The sequence below is a fragment of the Rheinheimera metallidurans genome, assembly GCF_036983985.1.
GTDB classification, from domain to species: domain Bacteria; phylum Pseudomonadota; class Gammaproteobacteria; order Enterobacterales; family Alteromonadaceae; genus Alishewanella; species Alishewanella metallidurans.
The window spans coordinates 208812-221470 of record NZ_JALAHQ010000003.1 but is presented as its reverse complement, the minus strand read 5'-3'; the positions used below and the strand labels follow the sequence as shown (position 1 = coordinate 221470).

Here is a 12659-nt window from a genome sequence, read left to right as displayed (position 1 = left end):
GGCGCGGCTATAAAAAAACAGCGGTATTTTAGCAGGAGCTTAGGCGGATTGGCATTTGTTCAATAACACTTCGGTAATTAAATCGGCCATAATGCGATAACTACGCGCCTTGCTTGAGGTAGGTCGCCAAGCAACACCAATATCACGATACGCATTACCTGCACCCGGTTGTTGTGCAATTAATTCAGTACCGTCAAGTACACCACTATTAATCGCCATTTGCGGCATAAAAGTCACACCTAGCTTGTTATTTACCATCTGGATCAGCGTATGTAGGCTAGTAGCAAAAAACGGGTTTACTTTGCGGCTATCTTCTAACTCACAAGCTTTAACCGCATGATTAGTTAAACAATGTTCGCGCTCTAATAAAAAAATACTTTCATCAGGCCATTGGTTAATGTCATTGCTAAAGCCACGGTCTAGCCAGTCTTGGTGCAATACTAGCTTAAATCCGTCTTGCGCTAACACTTCTGCATGAAAGGTACCGGTTTCATAAGGCAACGCCAGTAATACCATATCTAGTCTACCTTCGCCCAGTGCATGCAACGAGTTGTCTGAGGTATCTTCACGCAGTAGCAATTGTAAATCGGGGTAACGCTCGCGACATAACGCCATTACTTCGCTTAACACAAAAGGCGCGATAGTAGGTATACACCCCAAACGAAACGGCCCCGCCATCGGCTTACCTTGGCTTTTGGCAAAGTCGGTTAACTCTTCGCACTGCTCAATAATATAACGCGCCTGGCGCACAATATCCTCGCCTAGCGGCGTAAAAATAAAAGATTTGTGATCACGCTCTAACAGCTGCACCGCCATAGTTTCTTCTAAATTGGCAATAGCAGCGCTAAGTGTAGATTGGCCGATATAACAAGCATCAGCTGCTCGACCAAAATGCTGATATTCGTGCAGCGCCAGCAAATACTGCAATTGTTTAATACTTGGCAAACGCTTCATTATTAATTCCGATTAAAAAAATACTTTATAATTAATATAAGTGTTTAAACTTTACGCCTGATAGCTCCAAGCTGCAACCGTATTAGCTGCTATCGTTTTATTAACGCCAATAAAAAAGCCCTCTACGTTGAGGGCTTTTGCATATTTAGCCAAATTACACGCTAAATATGGCTCTTAAAATAAAGAAAAATACGATGGCTAACCCCGCGCCAACTGGCAGCGTTATAATCCAAGAGATAAAGATATTGCGCACCACGCCTAAATTGAGTGCTGCAATACCGCGAGCTAAACCCACTCCTAATACTGCACCGACCAAGGTTTGCGTAGTTGAGATAGGTAAACCCGTACCTGAAGCAATAACCACTGTAGATGCTGCAGATAACTCAGCGGCAAAACCACGGCTTGGCGTTAAATGTGTTATCGCCGTACCTACGGTTTTAATCACTCGCGCACCTAGCGTTGCCAAACCCAGCACAATACCGACTGCGCCTAACGGTAAGATCCACCATGCTAAACTAGCGGTACTAGAAATTTCGCCACCAGAGCTAACTACACTTACTACTGCAGCTAAAGGGCCGATAGCATTAGCAACGTCATTTGAACCGTGCGCAAATGCCATACAACAGGCGGTAGTAATCATTAACACGCCAAAAATACGCTCAACGTTACTAAACTGGGTTTTTCTATCTGCTGCAGGGTCAAACTTCAAGCGCGAAATAACCACTTTACCTATTATTCCTACCACTGCAGCTATCGCTAACGCAATAACATAGCCATTCATAGTGCTTAGGTGCAAGCCCACATGCTTTAGGCCCTTTTGTACCGTCACTAACGACATAACAAACGCAGCGAAACCCATGTAAAACGGTACATATTTTTTCGCATTTGCTAACGGATTATCGGTATCAAAAATCAGCCGCTGGGCACTCATAAAAAACATGTACGCCAGCACACCCGCCAGTAATGGCGTGATGATCCAGCTACCAACTATGCCGCCTACTTTGCCCCAATGTACGGCGTCTACGCCAACACCCACTGCCGCAAAACCGATAATAGCACCGACAATAGAATGGGTAGTTGATACCGGCCAACCAAAGTAAGACGCGGCAATTAACCAAGTCGCAGCAGCCAATAATGAGGCAATCATGCCATAAGCCATTAACTCTGGTGCATCGACAAAGAATGCGGCGTCGGTAATACCGCCACGAATAGTTGAAGTAACAGAACCGCCGGCTAAATATGCACCAGCAAACTCAAAAATGGCAGCTATAACAATAGCTTGTTTAATTGTTAGTGCTTTAGAACCAACTGAAGTACCCATGGCATTGGCAACGTCATTGGCGCCAACGCCATAAGCCATAAAGAAACCAAACACCGCGGCAATAATCACCAGGATTAAACCGTATGATTGTATAATATCCATCAGAAAAACCTTTTAAAATTAACGAGCTAACATAATTTCGAGACGAGAACCCACTTTAAGTGCAACATCAGCTAAGTCGCCAACCCATTCCAACGTACGATATAAAAACATCACATCTATTGGATTAAGTTCTTGCTCTGTCACACGCAAATCTCTACGCAACTTAATTTGCATTGCGTCGGTATCAGCTTCAATTCTATCTAATCGCTCAACCATCTTGATAACCAGGTCAACTTCACGACCACGAAAACCGGTTTGTAGCAATTCTTCTAACTCGTTAATCACTTCACATGCCAGCGTAGTAGCATCGATACAACGCTGTAAATATAACTTAAAGCCTTCTTGTAAACTGACAGGGATTAGTAGCTCTCGGCCAAGTACCCTACCTGATATATCCTTCGTTTTGTTCGCAATTTTATCTTGCTGCGAGACCAATTCTAAAATATCGGTTCGCTCAACCGGCAGAAACAGACCACGTGGTAAATTCACTCGAATTTCCCGCTTTAATATGTCGGCTTCCTTTTCCAACATTACGATTTTTTTGCGTACATCCGCCGCGAGCTGCCAATCTTGCTGATACACAGCATCAAAGAAAGGTAACAGCAATTCACTTGCCTCATGCACCTTGCGAATATGTTCTTCTATCGGCTTAATAGGTGACTTGGCAAACATGGATAAAAAAGTACTAGCTGGCATAGCCTGGCCTCGTAAGTTAATTTTGACTGTCGTCGGCGCGCATTGTAACGACATTCAAAGCGCAATAAAAATGGAAAATGAATGCAGTATGAAAATGTTCTAAGTGTAGGCCAATTTAAGGCATAGCCTAAACCAGTAAAACACAATAAAAATCAAATGCGTATTTCTTGCTCAAGCTGCTCTGCGCTGCTATGGCGCACCACTTTGCCCTTAACGAAAAAAATAATATATTCCGCCAAATTTTTGCAGCGATCACCAATACGCTCTATTGAGCGCGCCGACCAGAGTACATTCATAACTTTAGGAATGGAGTGTGGGTTTTCTGCCATATAGGTCATTAATTGACGAGTAATCACTTCATATTCACGGTCAATTTTTTTGTCTTCTTTGTGCACTAATAACGCGGTTTCAACATCCATTCGCGCAAACGCGTCTAGTACATCATGCAACATTTGGCCGACATGACGACCTAAATTATCGAGATTAAGCAATAACTCTTGTTGTTCGCTATTAAAGGACTCTAATGCCGCCCGCGCAATACGACGCGTTTCATCGCCAATACGTTCCAAATCAGTAATGGCTTTCATTATGGCAAGCACTAAGCGTAAATCACTGGCAGCAGGTTGACGCTTAACAATAATACTGGTGCATTCTTTATCAATTTGCAGCTGCCAATCGTTTACCTTTAAATCGGTGTCTATAACCGCTTTTGCTAACTGGGCATCGGCGTTAATAATCGCCTTTAATGCATTGTTTAACTGCTGCTCTAGTAAGCCACCCATTGCCATCACATGACTGCGTATTTCGGCGATCTCTTCATTAAAAGAGCTAGAAATATGTTTATTTAAGCTTAGCTTATCCACTGTGCTCTCCAGTAAAGCGATTGAGCCTTATCGCCCAACAATTTTTACCGGCGTAGTATAGGCAAAAATAGCATGCTGATACCATATCAGGCAGCAACATAACTAAAATGTCATATGCGGCAACCTTAATTGCTGCAACTATTCATACAGAAATTATGGCTAAGCCAATAAATTTGCCTATATTATTGGTGATACATTTGAAAATTTTAAGTCTACGGCTACACTCTGAGCGAATTAAACTTTAGCTACATTGCGGTTACGCGCTGACGCTGTAATATTTCTTCACGTATGATAGGACAATATCGAATGAAGCAGTTAGTACTGACATTAATTGGTAAAGATAAAGCAGGGTTAGTCGAGAAGCTGGCCACGGTTGTTAGCACACATAATGGCAACTGGATGGCGAGCAACTTAAGCCATTTAGCGGGTTATTTTGCGGGTATTTTACAAGTTGAAGTTGCTGAACAAGACTTACCGGCGTTAACTGCTGCGTTAGAACAAATTAGCGAGCTAGATATTAAAATTCAACAAGGTGTTGCCAGTACCTTACGTACAGAGCAGCAACTGCAATTTGTTATTACTGGTAACGACCGCCCCGGCATAGTGCGAGAATTGTCGTCAGTGCTTAAACACAAAGGCAGCAACATTATTCACTTTGAGAGCAGCAAGCAAAGCGCACCAAACTGGGGCGTACCACTATTTAATGCTATTGCCACCGTTGAGTTATCTGCTGGTATTAGCCGCGACGAAGTGGTGAGAGCGCTCGAGGCTATTGCTACCGACATCGTCGTTGATATTGAAACCGAAGCCTAAAGTCATACCGCAGCCGAGCTTCGGCTGCCTTTATTTTGTTGCATAAACTTACCATTGCTTAACCCAGTCGTAGTTAGGGAGCTGGACCATGGAATACACCAATGCCGTCAGCGAGAGTGAGTATCCTACTTATTCGCGTGAATTAAGCTGGCTGGCTTTTAATGACCGAGTACTGCAAGAAGCGGCCGACGAGCGCAACCCACCGATAGAGCGCCTACGCTTTTTAGGTATTTACTCAAACAATATGGATGAGTTTTTTCGCGTTAGAGTAGCCGATGTAAAGCGCCGTATCTTGCTAAAAAAATACCAAAATACTGAGCAAGAAGATGCCGAAGCATTAATGCAGGCGATTCAACAACAAGTATTAAAACTTGGTGCGCGTTTTAATGCTATTTATCTTGATATTCAGCTAGAGCTGCGCAAGCACAATATAGAATTAATTGACCACCATAAGTTAACTGATTTGCAATCATTATGGGTACGCCGATATTTTCGCGACGAAGTGTTAAAGCATATATCACCGATGATTTTATCTGGTGACGAATTCAGTTTACCCAAAGCGCTAGAAGATAACGCTACCTATTTAATGGTCGAAATGACCGGCGCTAGTAAGCCAGAATACGCCATAGTGCAAGTGCCAACGAATGAGCTGTCACGATTTATTGAGTTACCGCTGCAACTGAATACGCGAAAAAAGAACGGTAATTATCGGCGGCAAATTTTGCTACTAGACGACGTTATCGTGCACTGTATTGCCGATTTGTTTTCTGGCTTTTTTGAGTTTGACGCCATCGAAGCTTACTCATTAAAACTCACCCGCGATGCCGATTACAATATTAGCGACACACTAGATCAGAGCCTGATTGATAAAATGTCTAAAGGCATTCGTCAGCGTTTAAAATCAGACCCTGTGCGGCTGGTATACGACAATGCGATGCCTGAGCAAATGCTAAAAGTTTTAAGTAAACAGCTTGGCACTAGCAGTAGCGCTGAGTCATTAATTCCTGGCAGCCGCTATCGCAATTTTAAAGATTTTATCGGCTTTCCCAACATTGGCCATCAAAGCTTAGCCTTTCCAATACAGCCAGCATTAAAAAGCCCGGAATTTGAGCAGCATGCCACCAGCTTCGACGCCATTAAAGCCGGCGATATTTTACTTTATTACCCGTATCACAGCTTTGGTTACTTTACAGAATGGGTACGCCAGGCTTCATTTGACCCCAAAGTTAGCCAAATTAAACTCACCATGTACCGAGTGGCCAAGCAGTCGCGCGTTATTAACTCATTAATTGATGCTGCGCGTAATGGTAAAAAAGTAACGGTAGTAGTAGAGCTAACTGCCCGTTTTGATGAAGAAAACAACATCAACTGGGCACGTAAAATGACTGAAGCCGGTATTCAAGTGGTATTTGGCTTAACGACATTAAAAGTACATTCTAAGTTGTGCCTAATTAGCCGTATAGAACGCGGTAAAACCATTAGCTATGGCCACATTAGTACCGGTAACTTTAATGAGAAAACCGCCCGTATTTATACCGACATCAGCCTATTTACCTGTCATTCAGAAATTACCGCTGAAATTGATCAAGTTTTTGAGTTTGTTGAATACAGTTACCGTCAATATGAGTTTAAGCACCTTATTGTGTCGCCCACGTGGAGTCGGTCACGCTTAATTCAGCTGATCCAGCGTGAAATAGATTTTGCTAACAGTGGCGATAAGGCTGAGATTTTTCTCAAACTAAACAATCTTGCTGATCCAGAAATTGTCGAACTACTGTACCGCGCAAGCCAAGCAGGAGTAAAAATTCGTATTATTGTTCGCGGTATGTGTGCACTGGTTCCGGGCATTAGCGGTATTAGCCAAAATATAAAAATTATTTCTGTGCTCGATCGCTTTTTAGAACATGCCCGGGTTTATGTGTTCCATAATGGCGGCGACACTAATGTTTACTTGTCGTCAGCCGACTGGATGACTCGAAACATAGACCAGCGAGTTGAAGTTGGCGTACCCATTTATGATCCGCGCCTTAAACAACAAGTATTAGATACGTTAGACATTCAATGGCACGATAACGTAAAGGCGCGTATTATTGACGCCCAACAAAGCAATGGCTACGTGAAGCGCGGCAACAAGCGTAGCATACGTTCACAACAAGAAATTTATGATTATTTTGCCCGCATAACCTGGCAAAACAGCGACCAAAGCCATTAATGAATGACATTACTGCTAACGTAACACGCCCAGAAAACCAAGCCTATATGGCCGCGGTTGATTTGGGTTCAAACTCTTTTCACATGGTTATTGCTCGCGTAGTCGATGGCGACATTCAGCCATTACATCGTGAAAAGCAAAAACTTCAACTAGCACAAGGTTTAAACGACCAGTTTGTGCTAAGTGAAGAGGCCATTGACCGCGGTTTATCCGTCCTAGCGCAATTTGCTGATACCTTAAAGCCCTTTGCACCACAATCGGTGCGGGTTATTGCTACCTACACCTTACGCCGAGCAAAAAATGCCGCTACGTTTTTACGCCGTGCTAAATCGGTATTTCCGTTTCCAATAGAAATTATTTCTGGCCAAGAAGAAGCGCGCTTTATATACAGTGGTGTGGCTAATTTTGAATATTTTAGCGGCCACCGCTTAGTAATTGACATCGGTGGCGGCAGCACTGAACTCGCCCTGGGGGTGGGTTTGCAACCGTTAAAACTAGGCAGTAGAAACATGGGCTGTATTAGCTATGGTTTGCAGCACTTTGCCCAAGGTCGTATTAGTGAAAAACGCTTTGCCCGTGCAATTTTACAGGCCGAACAAGAGCTAGAACCTATTGTCACTAGCTTTAGAGCGTTAGGCTGGCAACAAGTAGTGGGCACCTCGGGTACGGTCAAAATTATTCGCGATATTATTGTTGGTTTAGGCTTAAGTAACAACGCACTAGAATTGTCGCATCTGTTGGCGCTTAAAGCCCTATTATTAGCGTACAACAATAGCGCGCAATTAAATTTACCCGGCCTAACAGATGATAGAAAACCACTGATTTGCTCGGGTTTAGCCATACTAATTGCAGCATTTAATCTATTGCAAATCGACCAGCTAACCTATATCGACGCGGCACTGCGCGAAGGTGTGTTATATGAAATGAGCGATCGTTTGCAACATGTGGATATTCGTGAGCATACCGTTACTAGCTTGCAGCGCCGTTACGACGTCGATATGGCTCAAGCCAAGCGCGTTCGTAATACCGCATTAGTGCTATTTCAGCAGGTACGCCAGTTATGGCAGCTAAATGACGAAGACGCCACATTATTAGGCTGGGCCGCAACCTTATATGAAGTTGGTCTGCACATTAATTCATCAGGTGTACAAAAACATTCAGCCTACATTTTAGAAAATGCCAACCTACCCGGTTTTAACCAAGAAGAACAACTGCTTATCTCCACCTTAGTACGTTTCCATCGGCATAAAATCCGCTTAGATGACATGCCTACTTTTAGCCTGTATCAGCTATCACAGGCGGTATATTTAACGGTACTACTGCGTTTGGCCGTTTTGTTAAACCAAAAACGACGCGATGATATACTGCCTCAACTAACCGTTAGTGCAAAAGTACAGCAGCTACAGCTACATTTAAGCCCAGACTGGCTGGCACAACAACGCTTGCTTGCCGCCGATTTAGTCGCAGAGCAAAAAGTATTAAAGAAAATTGGTTTTACGCTTGATTGCTTCAACTTAACCACAGTAAAAGCCAGCTAGATATCAAACAATATCATTGCTTGGCTTTTTCACTATTAGCGCTTAAGGTAGAAACAGACTAAAAACTTGGAGCGGTTATGCGTTTATCATTGTTAAGTTTGGCATTATTACCACTGCTGCTTTCTGCACCCGCAATGGCCGATAGCTCAGTTGACAGTAAAACTAAACTGAGTAAACACATTGAGCAGGTTATGCCTAAAGTGATTAGCTGGCGGCGTGATCTACACCAACACCCTGAATTATCTAACCGTGAAGTGCGAACTGCCGCAAAAGTAGCTGCACACCTAGAATCGCTAGGCTTAGAGGTTCGCACCGGCATTGCTCATACCGGTGTAGTTGGCATTCTTAAAGGCGGTAAAGCCGGCCCTGTGGTTGCGCTACGTGCTGATATGGATGCGTTACCAGTAGCCGAACAAACAGGCTTACCCTTTGCGTCAACAGTAATGGCTGAATTTAACGGCCAACAAACCGGTGTAATGCACGCTTGTGGCCATGATGCGCACGTTGCGATGTTAATGGGTGTGGCTGAAGTACTAAGCAAACAAAAGGCCGATATTAGCGGCACTATTATGTTTGTGTTTCAACCAGCGGAAGAAGGCCCGCCAAACGGCGAAGACGGCGGCGCTAAAATGATGCTCGCTGAAGGCCTATTTGCTAACCCTTCGCCGTCGGCTATCTTCGGCCTTCACGTTTGGCCTGGCAACCCTGGGCAAATACAGGTAAAAACCGAAGGTATTATGGCGGCGGCTGACAGCTTTCAAATTACGGTAAAAGGTAAACAAGTACATGGCTCATCGCCATGGCTGGGTATTGACCCTATCAACGTTACTGGCCAGCTAATTAATGCGATTAATCTTATTCCGGCACGGCAAATTGACGTGACCAAAGCGCCAGCCGTAGTGTCTTTTGGTCAGGTACATGGTGGTATTCGTTGGAATATTATTCCTGATGACGTAAAGCTAGAAGGTACTATTCGCACCTTTGACAGCGCTATGCGTGAAGACTTAATTGCTCGCATGACCACCACTAGCGAACACATTGCCAAAGCCAGCGGCGCTACAGCAGAGCTGCATGTACATAATTTTGCTGCTGTTACTTGGAATGACCCAGCACTTACCGATTGGGCGATGCCAAGCTTAAAATGGGCGGCTGGTGATAAAGGTGTTGCCGGCGTTAAACCTATTACTGGTGCCGAAGACTTCTCGTTTTATCAACAAAAAATTCCTGGGGTGTTTTTCTTTTTAGGTATCTCGCCAGAAGGCAAAACTAACAGCGAGGTTGCCCCTAACCACTCGCCGATGTTTGACGTCAATGAAGATGCACTAATTAACGGCGTGCGCGCATTAAGTTCGTTAGCGCTAGATTATTTAGACCAAGCGCCAACGCTTAAGCCGCAATAATGATGTTAGTACCAGAGCGCTGCCACTGGGCAGATTTAAGCAAACCCGATTACGTGGCCTACCACGACACCGAGTGGGGTGTGCCGGTATATGACGATAATAAACTGTTTGAGTTTTTAGTGCTTGAAGCCGCTCAAGCTGGGCTTAGCTGGTATACCGTATTAAAAAAGCGTGACAACTACCGCACTGCCTTTGCTAATTTCGACCCGGTAAAGGTGGCGGCATTTGACGAAGCTAAAGCCAGCGAGCTACTGCTAAACCCTGGTATTATTCGTAATCGGCTAAAAATTGCTGCAGCTATTAATAACGCGTCACGGTTTATTGAGGTACAGCAAGAGTTTGGTAGTTTTAGCCAATATCAGTGGCGCTTTGTTAATGGTTCACCGCAAGTGAATAACATTGCCAGCGCTGCCGACATTCGTGCTACCAGCCCAGAATCTGATGCTTTTAGTAAAGACTTAAAAAAACGCGGCTTTACCTTTATTGGTTCAACCATTATGTATGCCTACATGCAGGCCTGCGGCATGGTAAATGACCATCATAATCAGTGTTTTTGTAAAAATGGGGTAAGCACAATATAAGTCAGCTTAAAGCACTAGCTCTGGCGGTAGCGTAAAGGAAAAACGGCTGCCTTTGCCGGGCTCACTATTAATGACCAGCTTGCTATTATGCCACGACAACACATGCTTCACTATAGCCAAGCCAAGACCGCTGCCACCGGTATTGCGAGCGCGCGCTTCATCTACTCGGTAAAAACGTTCTGTTAAACGCTTTACATGCTGCAGTGCTATACCCGGCCCATTATCCGTTATCGTAAACACGGCACCATTAGGCTGTCGCTGCCAGCTAAGCTGAATAATGCCGTTACTAGGCGTGTATTTAATGGCGTTGGTGAGCAAATTAGAAAATACACTACGTAGCTCTTCACTAACGCCGGTTACTTTAAGCTTGCTATCAACAGCAAAGCTGATTTGATGCTGTTTATCATGGTTCAGCGCCTGCGCTTCTTGCTCTAAGGTCGCAAGCAAGCTTGGTACATCGACTTCATTATCAAACGGTACTTTAGTAGCAGCTTCTATTCGCGATAGCGTGAGTAATTGCTGCACTAACAGCTCCATACGTTTGGTCTGATCTAGCATTACGTTATGCGCTTTTTTCCACATCGCTTTATCGGGTAAATGCTCATCATCCATAACTTCAAGATAACCTTGCAGCACAGTAAGCGGTGTACGCAATTCGTGCGATACGTTGGCAACAAAGTCTTTACGAACTTGCTCAAGCTGCTTTAAGTGCGAGATATCGCGGACGATCAACAAGTATTGTTCAATATCGTAGGGCACCAGATGAAGCTCAAGTGTTCGCTGCGCGCTCACCGGTGATGGCAGCTCAATCGGCTGGGTAAAGTTTGTTGCCGCTAAGTATTGCTGAAAATCAGGATGGCGAATAAGGTTATCTAACCGAATGCCTTCATCCGACGGCCAATGTAGGCCAATTAAGGTTTGTGCTAACTGGTTACTCCAAACAATAGTCCAGTCATCACGCAGTACTACTACCGCTTCTGGCAATGCTTCTACACCATCGCGAAAGCGCCGTACCATATTTCTCAGTTCACGGCGTTTACGCCGATCTTTGCGCTGCTGGTAATATATACCTTCAAATAAATGTGCCCAAATGCCGTCAGCCATCGGCGGTGATAGCTTACGATCTTGCCACAGCCATTTATCCATAAGAAACAAGTGATGATAGTGCCATAGCAGTAAGGCGATGGTGAAAATAAGTAGCGCCAGCACTAAGCTGTTAGAAATAAAGCCGACCAAGGCCATAAAGCAATATAAAAGAACGAGTTTGGTATACACCTTCTTTTTTGACAGTAGCTGACGCATAACGGCAGTAATTAACCTTACTTAGCGGAGAAACGGTAACCAGCACCACGCACGGTTTGCACTAATCTATCATGCCCGGCTACAGAAATCGCCATACGTAAACGTCGAATATGCACATCCACCGTGCGATCTTCCACATACACATTGGTGCCCCACACGTGATCAAGCAACTGTTCGCGGCTGTATACTCGCTCGGGATGGGTCATAAAAAAGTGCAGCAGCCGAAACTCGGTAGGGCCAATATCTAGGGTGTGCTCTTGTGCCGTTACCCGATGCGATACAGGGTCAAGTTTTAAACCTTGCACGTCCAACACTTCGTCTAGGCTAGTGGGTGCTACGCGACGGATAACGGCTTTAATGCGCGCCATTAATTCTTTAGGTGAAAATGGTTTAGTCACATAATCATCAGCGCCCACTTCTAAGCCACGCACCTTGTCTTCTTCTTCGCCACGAGCAGTAATCATAATAATCGGGATATTACGCATTAGCTCATGCTGCTTCATTTTTTTGGCTATCTGAATACCACTGCCGCCGGGTAACATCCAGTCTAGTAATACTAAATCAGGATAAGGTTCTACTAGCGCATTAAGTGCCGAGTTATAGTCTTCAGCCGTTGTCGCTTGGTAACCGTGTTGCTCCAAAACAAAACACAGCATATCGCGTATTGGCGCTTCGTCTTCTACTACTAAAATTTTTCTTGTCATTAAACCCACCACACTCGATTTATTGTCGGGCTTTTTAGCCGCGCGGCGCTAATTATTACTTAACAATTATTTGCTTAACCTAGTATTACCGCAGTTTATGACACTTTTATGAAAACCAAAGAATAATCTTTAACTACAGCCTGTTTTGATGCTTTGCGTGGCGTTATTACCCT

The 12659-nt window shown here is 44.3% G+C and carries 11 protein-coding genes; 5 read left to right on the top strand and 6 right to left on the bottom strand.

Going from position 1 to position 12659, the window contains the following annotated elements; all coding sequences use genetic code 11:
* Positions 1 to 39: 39 nt before the first annotated feature.
* The 4 genes from MN199_RS10085 to phoU all read right to left on the bottom strand — a co-directional run bounded on the left by MN199_RS10085 (position 40) and on the right by phoU (position 3936).
* Positions 40 to 954: a hydrogen peroxide-inducible genes activator gene (locus MN199_RS10085; RefSeq protein ID WP_132585333.1), complete on the bottom strand. Its 915-nt coding sequence runs from the start codon at positions 952 to 954 to the stop codon at positions 40 to 42.
* Positions 955 to 1108: 154 nt separating this feature from the next.
* On the bottom strand, positions 1109 to 2377 hold the full coding sequence (locus tag MN199_RS10080) for an inorganic phosphate transporter (protein WP_132585336.1): 1269 nt from the start codon (positions 2375 to 2377) through the stop codon (positions 1109 to 1111).
* Positions 2378 to 2395: 18 nt separating this feature from the next.
* The gene (locus tag MN199_RS10075; RefSeq protein ID WP_132585339.1) at positions 2396 to 3073 is read right to left on the bottom strand and encodes a TIGR00153 family protein; all 678 of its coding nucleotides are present in this window, start codon (positions 3071 to 3073) and stop codon (positions 2396 to 2398) included.
* Positions 3074 to 3225: 152 nt separating this feature from the next.
* Positions 3226 to 3936 (bottom strand): phosphate signaling complex protein PhoU, encoded by a 711-nt coding sequence (gene phoU, locus MN199_RS10070; RefSeq protein WP_335739336.1) that lies wholly within the window; start codon positions 3934 to 3936, stop codon positions 3226 to 3228.
* 306 nt (positions 3937 to 4242) lie between these two features.
* On the opposite strand from phoU, the gene MN199_RS10065 reads away from it, so the two are divergent.
* The 5 genes from MN199_RS10065 (at position 4243) to MN199_RS10045 (ending at position 10480) form a co-directional block, all read left to right on the top strand.
* On the top strand, positions 4243 to 4749 hold the full coding sequence (locus MN199_RS10065) for a glycine cleavage system transcriptional repressor (RefSeq protein WP_132585345.1): 507 nt from the start codon (positions 4243 to 4245) through the stop codon (positions 4747 to 4749).
* A gap of 88 nt (positions 4750 to 4837) precedes the next feature.
* Entirely contained in the window at positions 4838 to 6961 is a 2124-nt protein-coding gene (gene ppk1 / locus MN199_RS10060) for a polyphosphate kinase 1 (RefSeq protein WP_335739335.1), read from the top strand.
* Positions 6961 to 8499 (top strand): Ppx/GppA phosphatase family protein, encoded by a 1539-nt coding sequence (locus MN199_RS10055; RefSeq protein ID WP_207903088.1) that lies wholly within the window; start codon positions 6961 to 6963, stop codon positions 8497 to 8499. The genes ppk1 and MN199_RS10055 overlap by 1 nt, the downstream gene beginning before the upstream one ends.
* A gap of 77 nt (positions 8500 to 8576) precedes the next feature.
* The gene (locus MN199_RS10050) at positions 8577 to 9899 is read left to right on the top strand and encodes an amidohydrolase (protein WP_335739334.1); all 1323 of its coding nucleotides are present in this window, start codon (positions 8577 to 8579) and stop codon (positions 9897 to 9899) included.
* On the top strand, positions 9899 to 10480 hold the full coding sequence (locus tag MN199_RS10045) for a DNA-3-methyladenine glycosylase I (RefSeq protein WP_472511589.1): 582 nt from the start codon (positions 9899 to 9901) through the stop codon (positions 10478 to 10480). The genes MN199_RS10050 and MN199_RS10045 overlap by 1 nt, the downstream gene beginning before the upstream one ends.
* A gap of 6 nt (positions 10481 to 10486) precedes the next feature.
* On the opposite strand, the gene phoR is transcribed toward MN199_RS10045, so the two are convergent.
* Together phoR and phoB are read right to left on the bottom strand one after the other, a co-directional pair.
* Positions 10487 to 11782, bottom strand: a complete 1296-nt coding sequence (gene phoR / locus MN199_RS10040; protein WP_335739333.1) for a phosphate regulon sensor histidine kinase PhoR — start codon at positions 11780 to 11782, stop codon at positions 10487 to 10489.
* 17 nt (positions 11783 to 11799) lie between these two features.
* Positions 11800 to 12486, bottom strand: coding sequence for a phosphate regulon transcriptional regulator PhoB (phoB, locus tag MN199_RS10035; protein ID WP_132585357.1), 687 nt, complete (start codon positions 12484 to 12486; stop codon positions 11800 to 11802).
* Between the last annotated feature and the right edge of the window lie 173 nt (positions 12487 to 12659).

What these genes read in the sequence shown, in the direction of transcription:
- MN199_RS10085 (WP_132585333.1), bottom strand. Translation starts at nt 954, where the DNA reads ATGAAGCGTTTGCCAAGTATTAAACAATTGCAGTATTTGCTGGCGCTG.
- MN199_RS10080 (WP_132585336.1), bottom strand. Translation starts at nt 2,377, where the DNA reads ATGGATATTATACAATCATACGGTTTAATCCTGGTGATTATTGCCGCG.
- MN199_RS10075 (WP_132585339.1), bottom strand. Translation starts at nt 3,073, where the DNA reads ATGCCAGCTAGTACTTTTTTATCCATGTTTGCCAAGTCACCTATTAAG.
- MN199_RS10065 (WP_132585345.1), top strand. Translation starts at nt 4,243, where the DNA reads ATGAAGCAGTTAGTACTGACATTAATTGGTAAAGATAAAGCAGGGTTA.
- ppk1 (WP_335739335.1), top strand. Translation starts at nt 4,838, where the DNA reads ATGGAATACACCAATGCCGTCAGCGAGAGTGAGTATCCTACTTATTCG.
- MN199_RS10055 (WP_207903088.1), top strand. Translation starts at nt 6,961, where the DNA reads ATGAATGACATTACTGCTAACGTAACACGCCCAGAAAACCAAGCCTAT.
- MN199_RS10050 (WP_335739334.1), top strand. Translation starts at nt 8,577, where the DNA reads ATGCGTTTATCATTGTTAAGTTTGGCATTATTACCACTGCTGCTTTCT.
- MN199_RS10045 (WP_472511589.1), top strand. Translation starts at nt 9,899, where the DNA reads ATGATGTTAGTACCAGAGCGCTGCCACTGGGCAGATTTAAGCAAACCC.
- phoR (WP_335739333.1), bottom strand. Translation starts at nt 11,782, where the DNA reads ATGCGTCAGCTACTGTCAAAAAAGAAGGTGTATACCAAACTCGTTCTT.
- phoB (WP_132585357.1), bottom strand. Translation starts at nt 12,486, where the DNA reads ATGACAAGAAAAATTTTAGTAGTAGAAGACGAAGCGCCAATACGCGAT.